This window comes from Corynebacterium sp. Marseille-P3884 (assembly GCF_017942225.1).
In the GTDB taxonomy this organism is placed as follows: Bacteria; Actinomycetota; Actinomycetes; order Mycobacteriales; family Mycobacteriaceae; genus Corynebacterium.
This window is the reverse complement of sequence record NZ_JAGKSD010000017.1, coordinates 1-19102: the sequence shown is the minus strand read 5'-3', so window position 1 is coordinate 19102 and position 19102 is coordinate 1. Positions and strand designations below refer to the sequence as shown.

18 protein-coding genes and 1 pseudogene are annotated in these 19102 nt (G+C 64.0%); 13 read left to right on the top strand and 6 right to left on the bottom strand.

The annotated features are described in order from the left end of the window. Nucleotides 1–329: 329 nt before the first annotated feature. The 9 genes from J5Y21_RS09800 to J5Y21_RS09760 all read left to right on the top strand — a co-directional run bounded on the left by J5Y21_RS09800 (nucleotide 330) and on the right by J5Y21_RS09760 (nucleotide 7010). The gene (locus tag J5Y21_RS09800) at nucleotides 330–1106 is read left to right on the top strand and encodes a hypothetical protein (RefSeq protein ID WP_210575103.1); all 777 of its coding nucleotides are present in this window, start codon (nucleotides 330–332) and stop codon (nucleotides 1104–1106) included. A 31-nt stretch (nucleotides 1107–1137) separates the two neighbouring features. Further along, on the top strand, nucleotides 1138–1875 hold the full coding sequence (locus tag J5Y21_RS09795; RefSeq protein WP_210575101.1) for a hypothetical protein: 738 nt from the start codon (nucleotides 1138–1140) through the stop codon (nucleotides 1873–1875). 75 nt (nucleotides 1876–1950) lie between these two features. After that, a complete protein-coding gene (locus J5Y21_RS09790; protein WP_210575099.1) occupies nucleotides 1951–2694 on the top strand; it encodes a hypothetical protein in 744 nt (247 codons plus the stop codon). Between the two features lie 55 nt (nucleotides 2695–2749). After that, entirely contained in the window at nucleotides 2750–3460 is a 711-nt protein-coding gene (locus J5Y21_RS09785; RefSeq protein ID WP_210575097.1) for a hypothetical protein, read from the top strand. 118 nt (nucleotides 3461–3578) lie between these two features. After that, nucleotides 3579–4055, top strand: coding sequence for a carboxymuconolactone decarboxylase family protein (locus J5Y21_RS09780; RefSeq protein WP_210575095.1), 477 nt, complete (start codon nucleotides 3579–3581; stop codon nucleotides 4053–4055). 168 nt (nucleotides 4056–4223) lie between these two features. Then, nucleotides 4224–5741, top strand: a complete 1518-nt coding sequence (locus tag J5Y21_RS09775; protein ID WP_210575093.1) for a carboxyl transferase domain-containing protein — start codon at nucleotides 4224–4226, stop codon at nucleotides 5739–5741. A gap of 44 nt (nucleotides 5742–5785) precedes the next feature. Continuing rightward, a complete protein-coding gene (locus tag J5Y21_RS09770; protein WP_210575091.1) occupies nucleotides 5786–6004 on the top strand; it encodes an acyl-CoA carboxylase subunit epsilon in 219 nt (72 codons plus the stop codon). Nucleotides 6005–6021: 17 nt separating this feature from the next. Continuing rightward, nucleotides 6022–6612 carry a nucleoside triphosphate pyrophosphatase gene (locus J5Y21_RS09765; protein WP_210575089.1) on the top strand — a complete coding sequence of 197 codons (591 nt, stop codon included), beginning with the start codon at nucleotides 6022–6024 and terminating at the stop codon, nucleotides 6610–6612. Between the two features lie 20 nt (nucleotides 6613–6632). Then, nucleotides 6633–7010, top strand: a complete 378-nt coding sequence (locus tag J5Y21_RS09760) for a hypothetical protein (protein WP_210575082.1) — start codon at nucleotides 6633–6635, stop codon at nucleotides 7008–7010. Between the two features lie 35 nt (nucleotides 7011–7045). Here the strand turns inward: J5Y21_RS09760 and J5Y21_RS09755 are convergent, their stop codons facing one another. Both J5Y21_RS09755 and J5Y21_RS09750 read right to left on the bottom strand, forming a co-directional pair. Next, nucleotides 7046–8857 (bottom strand): sodium:proton antiporter, encoded by a 1812-nt coding sequence (locus J5Y21_RS09755; RefSeq protein ID WP_210575080.1) that lies wholly within the window; start codon nucleotides 8855–8857, stop codon nucleotides 7046–7048. A gap of 118 nt (nucleotides 8858–8975) precedes the next feature. Continuing rightward, a complete protein-coding gene (locus J5Y21_RS09750; RefSeq protein WP_210575077.1) occupies nucleotides 8976–9935 on the bottom strand; it encodes a DUF4282 domain-containing protein in 960 nt (319 codons plus the stop codon). Between the two features lie 357 nt (nucleotides 9936–10292). Here J5Y21_RS09750 and J5Y21_RS09745 point away from each other — a divergent pair, with 357 nt between their 5' ends. Beyond that, entirely contained in the window at nucleotides 10293–10757 is a 465-nt protein-coding gene (locus tag J5Y21_RS09745) for a BCCT family transporter (RefSeq protein WP_349236987.1), read from the top strand. Between the two features lie 97 nt (nucleotides 10758–10854). Here the strand turns inward: J5Y21_RS09745 and J5Y21_RS09740 are convergent, their stop codons facing one another. Beyond that, a complete protein-coding gene (locus tag J5Y21_RS09740; protein ID WP_210575075.1) occupies nucleotides 10855–11916 on the bottom strand; it encodes a Cj0069 family protein in 1062 nt (353 codons plus the stop codon). Nucleotides 11917–12193: 277 nt separating this feature from the next. Between J5Y21_RS09740 and J5Y21_RS09735 the strand changes: the two genes are divergently transcribed. The 3 genes from J5Y21_RS09735 (at nucleotide 12194) to J5Y21_RS09720 (ending at nucleotide 15518) form a co-directional block, all read left to right on the top strand. Beyond that, nucleotides 12194–13066, top strand: a complete 873-nt coding sequence (locus tag J5Y21_RS09735; protein ID WP_210575073.1) for a sulfurtransferase — start codon at nucleotides 12194–12196, stop codon at nucleotides 13064–13066. Between the two features lie 58 nt (nucleotides 13067–13124). Further along, nucleotides 13125–14897 carry an acetyl/propionyl/methylcrotonyl-CoA carboxylase subunit alpha gene (locus tag J5Y21_RS09730; protein ID WP_349236986.1) on the top strand — a complete coding sequence of 591 codons (1773 nt, stop codon included), beginning with the start codon at nucleotides 13125–13127 and terminating at the stop codon, nucleotides 14895–14897. Nucleotides 14898–15143: 246 nt separating this feature from the next. After that, nucleotides 15144–15518, top strand: coding sequence for a hypothetical protein (locus tag J5Y21_RS09720; protein ID WP_210575071.1), 375 nt, complete (start codon nucleotides 15144–15146; stop codon nucleotides 15516–15518). A gap of 205 nt (nucleotides 15519–15723) precedes the next feature. Here J5Y21_RS09720 and J5Y21_RS09715 read toward each other — a convergent pair. The 3 genes and pseudogenes from J5Y21_RS09715 to J5Y21_RS09705 form a co-directional block, all read right to left on the bottom strand. Next, nucleotides 15724–16359, bottom strand: a pseudogene (locus J5Y21_RS09715) (aromatic amino acid transport family protein); the annotation flags it as partial. A 105-nt stretch (nucleotides 16360–16464) separates the two neighbouring features. Beyond that, nucleotides 16465–17955: an NAD-dependent succinate-semialdehyde dehydrogenase gene (locus J5Y21_RS09710; RefSeq protein WP_210575069.1), complete on the bottom strand. Its 1491-nt coding sequence runs from the start codon at nucleotides 17953–17955 to the stop codon at nucleotides 16465–16467. Between the two features lie 153 nt (nucleotides 17956–18108). Further along, on the bottom strand, nucleotides 18109–19102 hold a 994-nt coding region (locus J5Y21_RS09705), incomplete at its 5' end, for a helix-turn-helix domain-containing protein (protein ID WP_210575067.1).

Genomic DNA, 19102 nt, shown 5'->3' with positions numbered 1-19102 from the left:
TGATTCCCGCTTTGCCCGCGCTTTTGTTTCATCGACTCGGCTGTGATGCTGGGGTGGGTCGGAGTGTGTCGCGTGGGTGTCATTGGGGTGCTGCATGGGTGTCGCTCGGGTGCCGTTGGTTCGCGGGTTTCTCTGACTGTTGTGGCGGATTCGTTGAGCGCATTGACTCTGGCTCGCTGACCTGCAGTTACTGAGGAAATAGTTAACGGTCTGGTGTTTTGAGCGATAAAAGCTTCGAGTGTGACGGCGATGTGACGATCCGTGACGAAGGGGTAACGGTATCTCCTTAGGCATTCACAATGGTTCCCCTTGCAATTAGTTTTCGTGGCATGAGACACACCACCAGAGCAATCGCAAGCATCGCAGCTGTCGCGACACTAGCGACGGGCTGTGCCACCACCGACGAGATCACCGAACCGAACGAGACCGCAATCACCGATCCGCCCACCGACACCGCCCCGAGTGAAGGCGCGGACAAGGGTACGAGCGAGGGGGCAGATGGCAGTGCCCCAGTCGAAACTGTCACTGAAGAAGTCGTCGCCGACGACCCAGCCGCACCTCCTGCCGACGGCAATGAACAGGCACCTGGCGCGCCGGGCGAGGAAGCACCCGGCGGCGGCGAAGAGTGCGGCGCACTGCCGACGGACCCGCGGGAGCAGTACCCCAGCGGAACCGCGCCGGGCCGCATGCCAGGCCTTGGCGACGAGACCGGCGAGGACAGCTACTGGATCGAAGACATCGAGAACAACTACGACCCGTGCATGCCTCTCAGCTGGATCGTGTTCCGCGGCAGCCTCGGGCACGTCGACCGCCCGGCGGGAACCGCCGCATCCATGACCGACGGCATCGCGTTCTACATCAACGGCACGCCCGTGAAGGGAATGCAGCTCTTCACCGCCGTCGAGGATGTCACCAGGAATGCGGACGACTCGGTGAACTTCGCCTGGGGCGAACTCGGCGAGACGACGGCCGCGGGCATCACCGACCACTACTCGGTGACGCTGCGCATCGAAAACGGAGAACTCACAGCTGTCGACGGCGACGTCGATCAGTTCTACGGGAAATGGAATGACCCCCGCAAGCAATACCAATTGGGCCACGGCTAGGCCCACTCACGACGAAAGGATCACTGCAGCCATGAAAACCCACCACACACCACTCCTTGCCGCTGTCGCGGCAGTAGCGACACTCGCCGCCGGTTGCTCATCGGTCGGCTCGGACGACCAGACAACGAACACCGCCGCGGCCCCTTCCCCGGTTGAATCCGGCAACGACGACGTGGTCACCGAAGCGGTGTCGTACGAAGCAGCACAAAAGAAGAGTTCATTTGGTTTCAGTCAGTTCGGCTTCCCCGGCAAGCCCCATTCGTCGGGCGAGTCCGACAAGCAGACCGGCTCGTGCGCAGCCCTGCCGAACGATCCGCGGGAACAGTACCCGGACGATACCGCGCCAGGGCGGATGCCAATCGTGGACCCTGCCTCCGATTTCAATTACTGGATCTCGGACATCGAGAACCACTACGACCCATGCGCAAGGGTCAGCTTCATCCTCTTCCACGGGAAGACCGGCTCTGCCGAACGGCCATCGATGAGGGAAGGCACTCGTGAAGACGGCGTGGCCTTTTATATCAACGGTGTGCCTGATGGCGAGATGCGCATGTTCGGGGTCATCGAGGATATTCACGTCAACGGCGACACCATTTATGTGTCCTGGGGCGAGCGCACCGGTATTAACGCCGACGGCCCCCTCTTGCACCGTTCGGTCACTCTCAGCGCAGCAAGCGGACACATCGAAGCAGTAAGCGGTGACGTGGACAGTTTCAACTCGTTTTGGGATAACCCGTCGTACCAGTACATGCTGGGCACGTACGACTAGGCGGTGCCCCCCGTCCTTCCATGTGATTGGCCGGTTGTCGTGCGTTTTCACGGCTGAGCACTACACTCAAACACCATGAGATCCCGCCACGCTTCGGTCCTTGCAGCTGTGACTGCTGTAGCTGCTCTTGCCACTGGTTGCTCGTCGGAGGGCCTGGAAGAACCGATGATGAACACCGTCGCGGCCCCCTCCCCCGCGGATGCAGCCGAGGATGGCGTGGTCACCGAGGTCGTGACCCGTGAGGCCGCGCCGGACAAAGATTCAGATGATGCCGGTAAGTCCGGCTCCTCAGACAAGTCCCGTTCGTCGGACAAGTCCGATAAGAAGAAGGGTTCGGGCTCGTGTGCGTCCCTGCCGAAGGACCCGCGCGACCAGTACGCGGACGGTACTGCACCGGGGCGGATGCCGGCCGTTGAGCCTGACAGCGATTACAACTACTGGATCGCGGACATCGAGAACCACTACGACCCCTGCGCCGAAGTCAGCTGGGTTCTCTTCCACGGAGAGACCGGTTCGCCCGAAGGCCCCGCAATGACCGCAGGTGCGCGTGCCGACGGCGTGGCTTTTTATATCAACGGGGAGCCGGACGGCGAGATGCGTTTGCTCACGTCCATCGAGGATATTTCCGTCGACGGCGACACCATTGAACTGTCCTGGGGCGAGCGCACGAGCTACACCGCCGACGGCATCACCGCGCACTATTCAGTCACGCTCAGCGCGGCAAGCGGACGCATTGAAGCGGTTGACGGTGAAGTGGGCAAATTCAACGACAGGTGGAACGAGCCATCGTTCCAGTACATGCTGGGCACCTACGACTAGTCCGGCCACTGAGACGTGATGGTGCGGCCCGGAGCGGTCGCTACACTCAACAGGTATGAGATCCCGTCGCGCTTCGGTCCTTGCAGCTCTGACTGCTGTCGCTACTCTCACCGCTGGTTGCTCCACGTCCGAGAACTTAGCGGAGCCCGAACCGCAGTCAGCACCGCTGAGCACAGTGTCCGCACCGTCTGAGGACGAGGGGGCGGAAGAAGAAGTGGTCACGGAGACGGTGACCAAAGCTCCGGCGGAAAAAGAAACGAAATCGGAGAAGCCGGAGAAGAAAGAGAAGTGCGCGTCCCTGCCAAAGGACCCGCGGGACCAGTACGAGGACGGAACTGCTCCGGGGCGCATGCCCCGGGTGGGCGATAACCCTCACGACACCCATTATTGGATCGAGAACATCGACAACTTCTACGACCCGTGCGCGCCCGTCAGCTGGATCATCTTCTACGGTGGACGCGGCGGTATAGACGGCCCGGCGTATACCGGTGCCTCCGTTTCGCAGGGCATCGCCTTTTATATCAACGGCGAACCGGACGGAGAGATGCGCACATTCCGCAAGATCAACAACGTTTCCCTTGACGGCGACACCATCAGCTTCGACTGGCACGAACGGGAACAAGACCTGATGGGCAGCGTGAAGCTGGAAAACAGCGTCACACTTGCTTACGACAACGGGCGCATCGAAGTAGTCGACGGCGACGTCGACGCATTCAACCAGTACTGGAACCGCTCCGACCAATACATGCTCGGCCACTACGACTAAATGCTCGGACAGGAGCTTTAAACGGCGTTTTCCTGCCGTTGCTTTCCCACGCTAGGCCATCGATTGGTCTAGAAGATTGACTGGTGCGAGTGGCTAGGGCGAGACGTAGACTTCTTGCATGGCACCGAATAAACGGAAACCAATCCCGAAAGTCGCCTACGCGCCCATGCTCGGTATGGAGACGTACGTGCGGGCCCGCGTGGACAAGGATTACTCACATCTCGTGCAGCTGCGGGCCTCTGCGATCAACCAGTGCACGTACTGCCTTGCCATGCACCGCCGCGATGCCAGGAAAGACGGCTGGACGGAAGAGAAAATCAGCCGTGTGGAGAACTGGACGGAAACTCCCGACGTCTTCTCGGATGAAGAAGGCGCGGCGCTAGAGCTCACCGACGCGGTGACCAAGATCCACGGCGAAGAATCCGTGCCGGATGAGCTCTGGGACCGCGTTGAGCGCCTGCACGGAGAAAAGGGAGCGCGCAATCTGCTGATGGCGATTGTCACGATCAACGCGTGGAACAGGATCGGCATCACCACGCGGCTCGATCCGAACAGCCTTTCCGGCGTCACGCCTTTCGATCTCGGCCAGAACTAGCGTTTGTCGGCGGTTTCCCTGGGACTTCAGTTTCTCCTGGCGGGGGATGAGGAGATTCGGGGTGCAGAGTGGGCGTCGATAAGCGCTTCGCGAAACATTGGGGACGCGCCGACCGATAGGCGGTGTGGAACCTGATGAAGAGGCTGTGAGCCCGTAAAGTGGAGCGCTATGACCGACAAAAAGCCCGACCTGACCACGACCGCTGGCAAAATCGAGGACCTGCGCAACAGGCTCGCTGAATCGCGCGAGCCGATGGGCAGCGAAGCAACCCGGGCTGCGGGAGAAGCGGGGATTTCCACCGCACGGCAGCGCATCGAGGCGTTGCTGGACACCGACAGCTTCCTCGAAACGGACGCGCTCGCACGCCACCGCGTCGAGGAATACGGCATGGGACGCACCAAGCCCGCGACCGACGGCGTTGTCACGGGCTATGGGCTTATCGACGGCCGACGGGTCACCGTTTATGCCCACGAAGCCTCGATCTTCGACGGTCAGATGGGCGAGGTCTACGCCGAGAAGATCCTGAAGATCTACGACTTGGCTATCAAGACGGGTGTGCCGGTCATCGCGATCCACGACTCCACGGGCGGGCGCCTGCAGGAAGGCGTGGTCACCGCGGCGATGTCCGCGAAGATCCTGCGCAAGGCCACGGAGGCATCCGGTGTCGTGCCGCAGATCTCCGTCGTGGCGGGCGAGGTCGCGTCCCTGGCGGCGCTGCTCGTGCCGGTCAGCGACATCACCGTGATGGTCAAGAATGCGACCATGCATCTGACGTCGGTAAGCGCCGTGACGAAGGTGACTCGTCGCGTGGCCACCGCGAAGTCCCTGGGTGGTTCCGACGTGCACTCCAAGGTCACCGGCATCGCTCACCTGGTCGCCCCGACGGACGTGGAGGCGATGTCGACGGTCCGCGACCTGGTCGGCTTCCTGCCGGAGAATAACCGCGCGGCCTCCCCCATCAACGAGAGCTCCACCGAGCCGGAGACCGGCGACCTGGACACCTTCATCCCCAACTCGGACGCCGAGTCCTACGACGTCCGCGAGATCATCACCCGCGTCACCGACAAGGGCCTGACTGAGCTGAGCCGTGGTTATGCGGACAATATCGTCACCGGCTTCGCGCACATCTCCGGTCGCGCCGTCGGCATCGTCGCCAACCAGCCGAGCGTGCTCGCCGGCTGCCTCGACCACGCCGCCGCGACAAAGGCCGCGCGCTTTATCCGCGTGTGCGATTCCTTCAATATCCCGATCGTCGAATTCGTCGACTCCCCCGGCTTCTTCCCGTCCGAGGAAGAAGAGCACCTGGGCTCCGCCACCCACGGCGCGGCGCTCGCCTTCGCGTACGCCGAGGCCCAGGTGGGCAAGATCACCGTGATCACCCGCCGCGCGATCGGCCCGTCGTACGTGACCATGGGATCGAAGGACCTGGGCGCTGACATCGTGCTGGCATGGCCGACCGCGCAGATCGCGCTTGCCGACGCCACCACTGCCGCCGAGCTCCTGTCCGTCGACGCCGATGAATATGCCGCGACCACCATGACCCCGTACGTGGCCACCGAGCGCGGCCTCGTCGACATCGTCATCGAGCCGTCCCAGACCCGCACCCAGGTGCTCGAGGCACTGCGCCTGCTCGAGCGCAAGGTCGTCTACTCCGTGCCGAAGAAGCACGGCAATATCCCGCTCTAGTTCCCTGTCTGTTTCCCCCACCCTGTTAGGAGGTCACACCTGCGATGTCCCAGCCCACGGCTCAACCACTGTTCACCGTCGTCAAAGGCCAGCCCACTGAGGAGGAGCTCGCCGCACTGACCCAGGTGCTCACCGACCTGCAGCAGGCAGCCAAGTCGCGCACCTCCGGCGGCCACCGCAACCTCTGGGGCCGCCCCACCCCGCGCGACCACGGCCCGGTGGTGTACAACCCCTCCGCGTTCAACTCGCAGACGCTGTTTTAGGTTTCGCTGCTCTGCTTATGCGCCTCGTTCTCGCTTCCCAGTCCCCGTCGCGTCGGATGATCTTGGATAACGCCGGTGTGGATCCCGTCCAGCACCCGGCGCATGTCGACGAGGACGCGATCATCTCGTCTCTGGCGGGTTCTGCCCCGGCGGATGTGGTCTCGGCGCTTGCCCGTGCCAAGGCCGATGCGGTCGCGCCGGAGTATCCGGACGACATCGTGGTCGGCTGCGATTCCATGCTGCTGTTGAACGGCCAGTTGCAGGGCAAGCCCCACACCGTGGACGAGACCATCAGTCGCTGGCGAGCGCAGCGCGGGCAGACCGCGGAGCTGGTCACCGGCCACGCCATCGGCTACAAGGGCACACGGGTCGTGGACACCGTGTCCACCCGCATCCACTTTGGCGACGCCACCGACGCCGATATCGAGGCCTACGCCCGCTCCGGCGAGCCCCTTGAATGCGCTGGCGCCTTCACCTTGGAGGCCCTCGGCGGCTGGTTCATCGACTCCATCGAAGGCGACCAGACCAGCGTCATCGGTCTGTCCCTGCCACTTTTGCGCAAGGCCCTTTATTCCTTCGGGGTGAACGCCTCGGAGCTGTGGCGGTGAACGGGCCTAGGCTGGGCAGCATGAATATTGACAGTCCCGGCCGCCTTGTGAAGAAATCGCTCGTCCCGCTGCTCGCTGGCGCAGGCGTGATCCACTTCCTCAAACCCGAGCCCTTTGACGGGATCGTTCCGCCACAGCTGCCAGGCAGCCAACGCACGTACACCTACGTCTCCGGGGCCGCGGAACTTGCCACCGCTGCGCTTCTGGCTATCCCCTCGACCCGCCGCACCGGCGGTGCAGCAGCGGTCGCGCTATTCACCGCTGTCTGGCCGGGCAACTTCTACATGGCCTACCAGTGGCGGAATAAACCCTGGCACAAGCAGCTCATCTCGCTGGGCCGCCTGCCTTTGCAGATCCCGCTGATCCGCGCCGGGCTCGACATCGCCCGGGGCGTCTAGCCGCTGTGTCTGGCACTCGCCTTCGGCGGATGATCCTAACCGCTGACCTCCTCTTCCTCCCTGACCGGTTCGTTCCCGCCCATGATGCCCGTGCGCAGGAAGCTCTCCGACTGGGCCTCGATGGACAGTTGAGCACCGTCGAGGCGGCGGAGCTGGTAGGAGAAATCGTCGGCGTCGATACGCCCCGCGTCGCGGTCCGCGACGAGTGCCTCGCGCTGGGCCTTCACGCGCGCGATGCCGTAATCCGCGAGCTGCTGCGGAATCGCCTTGAGGTCCACCTCTTCCTCCTCGTCGGCGGCCGCGCTGAAACCGTGTGGATTGCGGAGCACGCCGAGTAGGTCCTCGACCTTCGCCGCGTGAATCTTCTCCTCCGACAGGCCGCCGTAGCGCAAAGCGCGCTCCAGATCCGCCGGAACCGGCACGGCAGTCGCCGCGTCGCGGAGCAGCGTGCGCTGACGCTGGCGTTCCTCCCACGAACTCGGCTCGTCCTGGCCGGGGTTGACTACGTCGACAAGCAAGCCCAGTGTGCCGCCCTGGACAATGAGCGACGCACCCGCGACGATGAACGCGACGAGCACGAGGAAACCGCGTCCCTCCGTGTCGTGCGGAAGCGTCTGCGCCGCGGCCAGAGTGATCGCACCGCGCATGCCCGCCCACACGATGACGGAGCCGGCGCGGAAACCGAGCGATTTCTCCGCGAAATAGCGCGCATCACCGTAGCGGCGGCTGACCGTCTGCTGTGCTGAGCTGAGGCGCCGCTGCGCACGCTCGTCCTGCATCCGCGGGTCGGCGGAGACTTCCTGGATGCGGCTATCGAGAACGTCGAGGCGCTCCATGCGCTTCAGCGTGCGCTCCGCCTGCGAGCGCATCACGTACATCATCGGGGTGACCGTCAGCGTGCGCACGACGAGCACCGTCGCCCAGCACGCCATGGCCACGGTGAACGACATCATGAACGTGTAGCCGGATGCCCGTGCGTCGTCAATCAGGTGCGGCATCTGCAATCCCATCAGCACGAAGACCAGCGACTCCAGGACGAGGCCGAGCGTGTCCCAAGTCTGCGTGTCGGACATGCGCACCGACGGCCCCAGCACCCCCACGCTCTTTCGCGCCACCACGAGACCGGCCACGACCGTGCCCACCAGGCCCGACGCACCGATCTCCTCCGTCGGGAGGAACGCCGCGAACGGGATGGCCAGCGAGAGCACCGTGTTCGATGTCGGATGGTGGACGAACCGGCGCAGGAACATCGCGCCGTAACCGACGAGCACGCCCACGATCACCGCGCCGGCCACCGCCCAGAAGAAGTTGGCCAGCACCTCCCCCGCCGTCACCTTCGACCGCGCCGCCAGCAGCGCCGTGCCCAGGGTGACCAGTGCGGAGGCATCGTTGATCAAGCCCTCGCCGTCCAGGATCGCGATGATGCGCCTATTCACACCCGCCTTCTTCACAATGCCCACAGCCACCGCGTCCGACGGGCTGACCACGGCACCCACCGCGATCGCGATCGGCAGCGGGATCGCCGGGACGATCAGGTGGATCACCCAGCCCACCGACACTGCCGTGAGCACCACGAGCACGACCGCCAACAGGAAGATCGAACTGAAATTCCGGCGGAAATCGTGCACCGGCATGCGCATCGCCGTTGCGAACAGCAGCGGCGGCAGGATCAACTCCAGAATGATCTCCGGGTCGATGACCACCTCCGGCACCTGCGGCACGAATGCCACCGCCGCGCTGAGGACAAGCAGAAGTACTGGAGCGACCACCCCGATGCGCTCCCCCAACGGTTCCGCGAGCGCGATGACCGACAGCATGATCACGATAAGCAAGATGATGAACGTCACGGTCACAAATTCTAGTGGCGCACACGAAAACCGCCCCGCTCCCCCGTGAGCGGACTGTTTGTCCTTACGGGGGTGCGGGGCGGCTCGGTTTGATGCGCTGCGGTTCAGCGCAAGGCTGCTACTTCCGCGCCTCGCCCTGATCCACCAGTTCGGTGGTGTTCTGCGCGATGCGGACCACCGAGACGAGGACCTCGAGCATCACACGCGAAATCACGACCTGGAACAGCGCCCAGAGGGTGCCGAAGATCAGCCAACCGATGAGCATCAGCAGACCGATGCCCGCGCCCTGAGAGAAGCCGCTGAACGCGGCGATCAGGCCGCCGACCCACATGAGGGCAGCGAAGACCAGGTAGATGATGTAGATGATCTTGACAAAGTCAATGGTGACAAAGCGGCGGAACTCGAAGTCGAAGAGAGCACCGAAGAAGCCGTCCTTCTTCTTGCCCGCAGCCGCCTGTGCATCCTGCGGGAAAGCGCCAGCACCGAAGTTCTGGTTCTGAGCCTGGCCCTGACCGAACTGGGCGCCCTGTGCCTGGCTGCTCTGCGTCTGGCCGTACTGCTGCTGACCGTACTGGTCGCCGTAGTTCGGCTGCTGGGAGGTCTGTGCGAAGCTGCCAGTTGCTGCGGAGGCGTTGCTGGAGTCGGTCGCACCGTAGGAGCCGAAGCCGGAGTTGGTGTTGGCTGCACCGGTGGATGCGGTGTTCTGGCCGGTGGAAGCAGCGCCGGTGGAGCCGGGGCTGGATGCACCGAAGCCAGAGTTGTTGGACGCGCCGAAGCCGGAGTTGGTGTTGGCTGCACCGGTGGATGCGGTGTTCTGGCCGGTGGAAGCAGCGCCGGTGGAGCCGGAGTGGGATGCACCGAAGCCAGAGTTGTTGGACGCGCCGAAGCCGGAGTTGGAAGCACCGGCAGAGGAAGCGCCGTAGGAACCGAAGGAATCGGAGGACCCGTAGTTACCCGGGGCGCTGTGGGCGCCGGAGCCGGTGTTCTCCGCGCCAGAGGACGACGAAGTCGAACCGTAATCCGGGGTGGAGCCGTAATCCGGGTTCGAGGAATTTTCAGGGTTGTACGGAGTAGACATGTGCAATCCTTTTCAAATTTCGCGGTCAGACCTAAGACAGTCTACGGTTCAGCACGGATAAGCGCTCGTCTTATCGCTATCGTGGTGGACTTGTGCCCTTTTTCGGCACGAAACACCAGTCTTTTTCCGTTTCCCAAATGAATATGAAGGAGCAACAGTGAGCCCCGATGCGTCGCGCGCACGAGCTTCAGCCCCTACAAAATCTAAAACCGATACCAATCAAAACAAGGACAAGGACGCTGAAGGGATCGACGTGGAGAGCTTCCACGACGAAGCCCACGAAGAACTAGGCGCCAAGGGATACTCCCGCGTCAACAAACCAGTCTTATTGCCTCCGGCATCCTGATCGTCGGCTTCGTGCTGTGGGCCGCAATCTTCCCGGACCAGACCGAGAACATCATCTTCGGCTCCATGGACTGGATCGGCCGCACTTTCGGCTGGTACTACGTCCTCACCGCGGCACTCATCGTCATCTTCGTGCTCACCGTTGCGTTGAGTAAATTCGGCGAAATCCGCTTAGGCCCCGACCACTCGCGGCCGCAATTCAGCCTCTTCACCTGGGCATCGATGCTTTTCGCCGCCGGCATCGGCGTGGACCTGATGTTCTGTGCCATCTCCGAGCCGGCCACGAACTTCCTCACCCCGCCGGACAGCGAGCCGCTTTCCGACGCCGACGCGCAGATGGCGCCAGTGTGGACCATCTTCCACTACGGCATCCCCGACTGGTCCATGTACGCGCTGATGAGCGTGGCACTGGGCCTGGCCGCTACCGCTAACACCTGCCGCTGTCCATCCGCTCAGCTGATCGCCGGCGAGGCTTAGCCCCCACCGACCGGACACGCAAAAGAGCCCCGGGCTTCCCCCACACCATCTCAGGGAGGAAGAGCCCGGGGCTCTTGTCAGCTAGAAACCAGCTGTCTTAGGCGTGCTTCGCCTCGACGCGGCTGATGGCCTCTTCGGCGACCATTTCCTGGATGCCCATGTCCAGCTCGGAGGTGAAGCCGACGCAGGAGCAGTTGATCTCGCCGAGGACGTAGGTGTCCTCGCCGGTCTCGTCGTCGTCGGCGAGCATGAAGTCCGCGGTCCAGATCAGCGGGATGTTGTCGCCGCCGAGGTTCTCGGCGATGACCGGGCGGGCCTCGGCGAACATGTCGACGAGCTCCTGCCACTCCTCCGGCTTGTTGTAGGTGTACTTCGCGCCGGAGAACAGGGTTGCGGAGAATGCGTCGCCGCCCTCGGCCGGCTTCTTGTGCACGACGAAGACCGGGTGCGGGCCGACCAGCAGGATGCGGATCTCGCCCTCGACGATGCGCGGCATGAAGCGCATGTCCACGAGCATTCCGTTGTCGCCGACGATGTACTGGTCGCAGAAGTCCATGAACTCGCCCAGCTCGCGGTCCTCGGTGTGGTTGTCCACGGCCTCGGTGCACTTGAGCTTGGTGTCCAGCGGCAGTGCGGTGCCCGGCTCGACGGACTCAGCGACGGACTCGTCGGCGAGGCGGACGCGCCAGATGCCGGAGCCGGTGGAGCCGCGGTTCTGCTTGAGCACGCGCTCACCGTAGGACAGGGAGGTCGGGAAGGTGTCGTGGAAGGACTCGACGTCGTAGTACGCGGCGGTGTCTTCCGGGACCAGGTCGGTCTTGTTCAGCTTCACCAGTGCGTCCTTGGCGCCGTAGGAGACCATCTCCTCCGGGGTGGACATGCCCACGAGGCCAGCCTCGGACAGGCGGGTGAGCAGGTCGAAGTAGCCCTTCTCGCCGCCCGGGATATTGCCCGGGTTCACGCGGGAAATGTAGGCGTCGAAGCTATTGGAGACGTACTCGAAGATGTCGTCGGACCACTCGGGGCGGAAGTACACGACTTCCGAGTTCCAGCCCTTCTCCTTGATGGCGTTGACGATGGGCATGGTGTCCTTGCGGTGCCCGTCGAAGTACTTGTCGGAACCGCCTTCGACCTCGAAGACGACGATTGCCTTGTGCACGGTGAATCCCCTTAAGATAAGTGCTTTCAATGCGGAGAGGAACACCCAGTCCCAATTTCCCGGAGGTTCCTACCTTGAGATTAAGGTGTTTTTCACGGTCCCGCCGTGCAAGTGAAATGGATAGTAACTAAGTTCACACGCTTGAAACTTCACAGTTACTTGACCAGTCCCCGGGGGTTCACAGGTAGTGTTGGCGGTGACCGGCCACACGAAACGTGTAGCCACATTTGCCCCGATATTCATTTTCGCCGTACGCCTGCACGAAGAGGTTATTTGCATGGGAATTCCCGCTGATCCGTTCCCGCTGTTCCAGGACTTCGCGCATCCGGAAAAGTTCGTGTCCGCTTCCTGGCTGTCCGCCCGCTTGGGCGTCGAGGGCCTGCGCGTGGTGGAGTCGGACGAGGACGCGTTCCTCTACGACATCGGCCACATCCCGGGCGCGGTGCGCATTGACTGGCACAAGGACCTCAACGATGAGGTGGTGCGCGATTTCATCGACGGCGAGGCATTCGCTGAATTGATGAACGCCCGCGGCATCGGCCGCGACGACACGGTGGTCATTTACGGCGACCACAACAATTGGTGGGCGGCGTACACGGCGTGGGTGTTCGAGTTGTTCGGCCACCCGGACGTGCGCATTCTCGACGGCGGGCGCGACGCGTGGATGGGCGAGGAGCGCGACACTTCCTTTGCAGTTCCGGAGTACCCGTCGCAGAACTACCCGGTCGTGGAGCGCGAGGATAAGCCGTGGCGCACGTTCGTGGACGAGGTGCGCGACCGCGACGACAAGGGCATGCTTATCGACGTCCGCGGGCCCGAGTTCTTCTCCGGCTCCGAGGACGAGCTGGAAACGGACCGTCTGCGCGTCTCCCCTGTCCTGCGCCACGGCCACATTCCGGGCGCGGTGAACCACCCGTGGGGCGATGCCGTGCACCCGAACGGCCGCGTGAAGGACCACTCCTCCATCGCCGCCGCGTACGCCGAGGTGCCCACCGATGCCCCGGTGATCACGTACTCGGGCAACGGCCAATCCGCCGCGCACACGTGGTTCATCCTCCGCTACGCCCTTGGCCTGGAAAAAGTTTCCCTCTACGACGGGTCTTGGTACGAGTGGGGAAACATGGTGCGGATGCCTATCGATAGGACCTAGTAGAGTTCTTGAAATCTAACTCCACGAATTATTCACCGATCAGGAAGCGTTGTTGAGAGTGCCTACACCGTCGACCATCTCGAAGGTTCTCATTGCTAACCGCGGCGAGATCGCCGTGCGCATCATCCGTGCCGCCAAAGACGCCGGCATTGCGTCGGTGGCTGTCTATGCCGAGCCGGACACGGACAGCCCGTTCGTCGAGCTCGCCGACGAGGCATTCGCCTTGGGCGGCAACACCGCCGCTGATTCCTACCTGAGCTTCGACAAGATCATCGGTGCCGCGAAGGCCTCCGGCGCCGATGCGATCCACCCGGGCTACGGCTTCCTGTCGGAGAATGCCGACTTCGCGCGCCGCGTGATCGACGAGGGCCTGACCTGGATCGGCCCCTCGCCTGAGGCGATCGCTCTGCTCGGCGACAAGGTGGAGGCCCGCCGCATCGCGGAGAAGGTCTCCGCGCCGATGGCGCCGGGCACCAAGGAGCCGGTGGCACACGCCGACGAGGTCATCGCATTCGCCGACGAGCACGGCCTGCCGGTGGCCATCAAGGCCGCGTACGGCGGTGGCGGCCGCGGCATGAAGGTCACCCACACCCGCGAGGAGATCCCGGAGCTCTTCGAGTCCGCCACTCGCGAGGCCGTCACCGCCTTCGGCCGCGGCGAGTGCTTCGTCGAGCGCTACTTGGACCGCGCCCGCCACGTCGAGGCGCAGGTGATCGCCGACCAGCACGGCAACGTGGTCGTCGCCGGCACCCGCGACTGCACTCTGCAGCGCCGCTTCCAGAAGCTCGTGGAGGAAGCCCCCGCCCCGTTCTTGTCCGATGCTCAACGCAAGGCGATCCACTCCTCGGCCAAGGCCATCGTCAAAGAAGCCGGCTACTACGGCGCCGGCACCGTCGAGTATCTGGTCAGCCCGGCTGACGAGAAGAATCCGGAGGGCATCATCTCCTTCCTCGAGGTGAATACCCGCCTGCAGGTGGAGCACCCCGTCACCGAAGAGACCGCGGGCATCGACCTGGTGCGCGAGCAGTTCCGCGTCGCAGGCGGCGAGAAACTGCGCCACACCGAGGACCCGGCCCCGCGCGGCCACTCCATCGAGTTCCGCATCAACGGCGAGGACCCTGGCATGAACTTCATGCCGGCTCCGGGCACGATCACCCGCTACATCGAGCCCGCCGGCTCCGGCATCCGCGTCGATTCCGGCGTGCGCGCCGGCAATGTGGTCGGCGGCCAGTTCGACTCGATGCTGGCCAAGCTGATCGTCACCGGCGAGACCCGCGAGGAAGCCATCCAGCGCGCCCGCCGCGCCCTCGACGAGTACATCGTCGACGGCCTGCCCACCGTGATCCCCTTCCACCGCGCAGTGCTGGACGACCCGGCGTTCATCGGCGACGAGAACGGCTTCGACATCTACACCCGCTGGATCGAAGAGGAATTCAGCGCGGAGATCCCGGCGTACACCGACGACGAGGAAGAGGGCGAAGAGCCGGGCGCCAAACGCACCTACGCCGTGGAGATCGACGGCCGCCGCATCGAGGTCGCACTCCCCTCCTCCCTGGTCATCGGCGGCACCGGCAAACGCAAGGCGAAGAAGCGCCGCAATTCCGCCGCCGCTCTGTCCGGCGACGCCGTGCCCGCACCGATGCAGGGCACCGTGGTCAAGGTCAATGTCGCCGAGGGCGACACCGTCAACGAGGGCGATATCCTGCTCGTGCTCGAGGCCATGAAGATGGAAAACCCCGTCAAGGCGCACAAGTCCGGCACCGTGAAGGGGCTTGCCGTGGAGCAGGGCGACCAGGTGAACAAGACCGCCGTGCTCCTGGAGATCCGCTAAGGCGGACTTCCCGGCGGTCATGCCGGGAGTCGTTTAGGCCCAGCCTGCCGGGACGAGCCCGAGCAGGGAGATCACCGAGTAGATGAACGCGGCCACGTAGACCACGATGATCGTGGCCTGCACGACAACGTGGTCCACGCCGCGCACCTGCCACACCGGGATGGTCCAAGGTAAAGGCGTTGTATTGTACGTTAGCTGGGGGTTCCCGCCAGTTAAGCCAAAGATTGAATGAGAAGGGCGTGCGCTATGCAAAAGAAACTGGGACTGCGGTTTTGGAGTCCGCTGCTAGTAGGTGGCGTTGCTCTTGCGCTACGCCACAACCTCGATGACGGCACCTATGCAGATGCACCTGTGGTTACCGGTGTGTTCTTCGCCGTCACGGCCGCTGCGGCACTGTGCTTCGTTGCTGTGGCCGCGTTGAAAGCGGACAGGACCAGGCAATCAGTTCAATCACTGCTTATTCGAGACTCGATATCGGCGCTTGCGATATTCGGTATTGCACTCATCGAATGGTCAGGCACTGTGCCGGTGATTCTTTGCTGTGCTGCAGTTTGGGGTGTTGCAGCTTACATGCAGGCCCCGAAAAACCGTCCTTCCATCCATCCGGTAAGTCGGCTGTGACCGCATCTAATACACTGAGGGGGCGGCTAAACTAGTCGAACAGCTCCTTGACGGCCGCGCGGTCCACCTTGCCCGGGCCGAGCTGCGGCAACGCCGCCACCGACTTGAGTTCTTTGGGGATCTGCCAGTGCGCGATGCGGCCCTGCCCGCGCGCCGCGAACACGACGAGCGCCACCATGGTGCCCAGGATGAGGAGCAGAACGATGAGAATGGTGAACACGGCCAGGTTCATGATCGGGATGATGAAGTACGGCTTGAGCACCCACAGGTTGGTGAGTTCAATGCCGGGGCCCGCGATCGTCCAGATGATCAGGGTGAAGATGATCACGGCCATGCCGCTGGTGATCAGGCCCTCCGCGAGGCCGGTGGCCTGCAGGCCCTTCCACATGATGTAGGCGCCCAGGGCGTAGAAGATGAGCGTGCCGGCCAGCGGGGGCAGGCCGAAGATATTGTGCACCAGCTGGCCGGAACCGGACGCGTACGCGATCAGGGCGCCGATGCTGTTGACCATGATCGCGGCGAAGACGAGGAAGCGGCCGGTCTGGCCCATGTACTTCTCCGCCAGGCCGGAAAGCTGCAGCGGCTCTGTGGTGCGCAGGGACACCTCGGCCACATAGAGCATGGAGATGGTGGTGAGCGTTCCCGCGATAGCGAGCGCCACTACCAGAGCGAGGAACCCGCCGTTGCGCGCCGCGTACGGGAGGGAAAGAATGCCGGCACCGATATTGGTGCCGAAGATCAGGGCCACTCCCTGCCAAAAGCCGATCGCGTGGCTTGTCGCGCGGGAGGGGTCCGCTTCATGGTCGCGCAGCGGCGCGGGATTCGAGACAGTTGAAGACATAGCGAGAATGTAGCAACAACTTGACCGGGGTCACACTATGGCCCCGTTGTGGCCCAGCGATCACCCGGTCAGATCCCTTTCACCTGCGCGTTCGCGCAGCTGCGGCTATTTGTTGGCGTACGGGTCGCGCACACCGATGTACTGCACCTCGGTGTACTCGTCGATGCCCTCGGCGCCGCCCTCGCGGCCCTGGCCGGACTGCTTCACGCCGCCGAACGGGACAGCGGCGTTGGAGACAACGCCAGCGTTGAATCCGACGATGCCGAATTCCAGGCCGTCGGCCAGGCGCCACATGCGGTCGGAGTTCTCCGAGAAGATGTAGGAGGCCAGGCCGTACGGGGTGGAGTTGGCCAGGTCGATGACCTCGTCCTCGTCGGTGAACTCGTAGATGGAGGCCACCGGGCCGAAGATCTCCTCCTGGAAGATGCGGGAATCGGTGCTCGCGCCGCGCAGAACGGTCGGCTGGAAGAAGAAGCCGTCGCCGTCGATGGCTTCGCCGCCGGTGAGCACGGTCGCGCCATCCTTCTTCGCATCCTCGATCAGGCCGGAGATATTCTGGCGGGCTTTCTCCTCAATCAGCGGGCCGACGTCGACGCCGTCGTCCATGCCGTTGCCGACGGTGAGCTTCTCCATCGCGGCGACCAGCTTGTCCGTGAACTCGTCGGCGACGTCCTTGTGCACCAGGAAGCGGTTGGCGGCCGTGCAGGCTTCGCCGATATTGCGCATCTTCGCGGCCATCGCACCGGCGACAGCCTGGTCGATATCGGCGTCGTCGAAGACGATGAACGGCGCGTTTCCGCCCAGCTCCATCGAGGTGCGCAGGACACCGTCCGCCGCCTGCTTCATCAGGATCTTGCCCACGGCGGTGGAACCGGTGAAGGAGACCTTACGCAGACGCGGGTCGTCGATAAGCGGCTCGGAGATCGCGGCTGGGTCGGTGCCGCAGACGACGTTGAGCACTCCTTCGGGCAGGCCGGCCTCAATCATCGTCTGGACGAAGTACTGGGTGGTCAGCGGAGTGAGCTCAGCCGGCTTGAGCACCATCGTGCAGCCAGCGGCGATCGCCGGGGCGACCTTGCGGGTCGCCATTGCCAGCGGGAAGTTCCACGGGGTGATGAGCAGGCACGGACCGACCGGCTTGCGGCGGGTGATCATGCGGATGCCGCCCTCCGGCACCTCCTGCGAGTTGCCGTACTGGCGGACGGTCTCCTCGGAGAACCAGCGCAGGTACTCGGCGCCGTACTTGACCTCGCCGCGCGCCTCAGCGAGCGGCTTGCCCATCTCCAGCGTCATCAATGCCGCGAATTCCTCGTTGCGCTCGGTGACCAGCTGGTACGCGCGGGCGAGGATCTCGCTGCGCTGACGCGCCGGCGTGCGCGCCCAGTCCTTCTGCACCTTCACGGCCGCGTCGAGCGCCGCCACCGCGTCGTCGCTGTTCGCGGACTGAAGCGTGGCCAGAACTTCGCCGGTGGCCGGGTTCTGCACGTCGAAGGTCTCGCCGCTCGACGCATCGCGCCACTCGCCGTCGATGAACAGCCCCGTGGGCAGTGACTTCAGCAGAGCCTTCGTGTCCACAGAAGTGGTGGAATCAGCCATGATCAAGCCTTTCGTTGTCGATTTCTCGTCTGTTTTCATCACCCGGCTCGCGCCGGGACGTTCCAGAAAACAACGCTATACCGCCGGAGACTACTCAGCGCCCGCCATGGCAGCGCCCCCGAATAGGGGCATTGCAATCGTATTCCGGCTGTGCTAGCTCATTTCGCCCGAAATACTGAGCAGCACGAGCAGCTCCGCCCGGCCCAGCGGATCCCCCAAAGGCACGCCGAAACGCTGTTCCGCGCGCTCCAAACGGGCCTTGAGCGTGTGCCGGTGAACGCCGAGCGCTTCCGACGCCGCGCGGATCTCGCCGCCATGCACGAGATACGCCTGCACTGTCTCCAACAGTGCAGGGTCGTCCTCCGCCATCGGCCCGAGCACCTCCCGGTAGCGGCGGGACAGGGCGGCGTGCACCGCGGAACCCTCCGCCCAGTCCAGCCTCCGCGGGTGGTACTCGTCGACTGTCCCCGGCGGAAGCGAACGCGCACGGCCGACAAGCACCCCGACATCGTCATCGCTCAGCTCACTCCAGTGGCACTGGCGGCCGGACAGCACGCGGAGGCGGGAGGAGAAACTGCCGAAGATGTCCTCGGCATTCGGCTTTGCGATCGCCGTGCGCGAAAGGAACACGAAGCCGTCCGGATCGGTGCGCACGTGCGCGAGCGGTATCTGGCGCAGCCCCAATGCCTCGTCCAGCTGGTTGAGCGCGCGGGAGGACGCCGACTTGTTCGCGGCGACAATGGCCACGGGCACGACGTTTCCGTCCGCGTCAGCGGCGCGGTCAAGCAAGCGCGCCGCCGCGGGAGAAGTGCCGCCGCCCAAGAACATCTCCAACGCTGCACCGTGGAGCTGGGTTTCCGCGCTCCGCAGCGCGAGCGGGTCGCGCAGCACGATCTCGGCCAGACCCACGAAATGCTTGATGGCGCTGCGATGCAACGGCGGAAGCGGACGCGGCGAATCCACGACGGCGACGAAGAATTTGTCGCCGATTGCGCGCATGCGCTGGACGATGATCGTGCGGTTCTCCGTGCGGTACGCGCGGCTGCGTCCGCCGTCGGCGAGCGCGAGCCGCAGAGCTTTGCGGGCCCGCTCGGTGGGTTTCGCCGGCGCGGAGGAGACCATCCGGCCACTGCTGTCGCCGATCAGG

Coding starts and splice junctions, on each gene's coding strand:
- J5Y21_RS09765 (WP_210575089.1), top strand. CDS start 6,022: ATGCGCCTCGTTCTCGCTTCCCAGTCCCCGTCGCGTCGGATGATCTTG.
- J5Y21_RS09770 (WP_210575091.1), top strand. CDS start 5,786: ATGTCCCAGCCCACGGCTCAACCACTGTTCACCGTCGTCAAAGGCCAG.
- J5Y21_RS09720 (WP_210575071.1), top strand. CDS start 15,144: ATGCAAAAGAAACTGGGACTGCGGTTTTGGAGTCCGCTGCTAGTAGGT.
- J5Y21_RS09800 (WP_210575103.1), top strand. CDS start 330: ATGAGACACACCACCAGAGCAATCGCAAGCATCGCAGCTGTCGCGACA.
- J5Y21_RS09795 (WP_210575101.1), top strand. CDS start 1,138: ATGAAAACCCACCACACACCACTCCTTGCCGCTGTCGCGGCAGTAGCG.
- J5Y21_RS09780 (WP_210575095.1), top strand. CDS start 3,579: ATGGCACCGAATAAACGGAAACCAATCCCGAAAGTCGCCTACGCGCCC.
- J5Y21_RS09785 (WP_210575097.1), top strand. CDS start 2,750: ATGAGATCCCGTCGCGCTTCGGTCCTTGCAGCTCTGACTGCTGTCGCT.
- J5Y21_RS09760 (WP_210575082.1), top strand. CDS start 6,633: ATGAATATTGACAGTCCCGGCCGCCTTGTGAAGAAATCGCTCGTCCCG.
- J5Y21_RS09790 (WP_210575099.1), top strand. CDS start 1,951: ATGAGATCCCGCCACGCTTCGGTCCTTGCAGCTGTGACTGCTGTAGCT.
- J5Y21_RS09735 (WP_210575073.1), top strand. CDS start 12,194: ATGGGAATTCCCGCTGATCCGTTCCCGCTGTTCCAGGACTTCGCGCAT.
- J5Y21_RS09710 (WP_210575069.1), bottom strand. CDS start 17,955: ATGGCTGATTCCACCACTTCTGTGGACACGAAGGCTCTGCTGAAGTCA.
- J5Y21_RS09775 (WP_210575093.1), top strand. CDS start 4,224: ATGACCGACAAAAAGCCCGACCTGACCACGACCGCTGGCAAAATCGAG.
- J5Y21_RS09750 (WP_210575077.1), bottom strand. CDS start 9,935: ATGTCTACTCCGTACAACCCTGAAAATTCCTCGAACCCGGATTACGGC.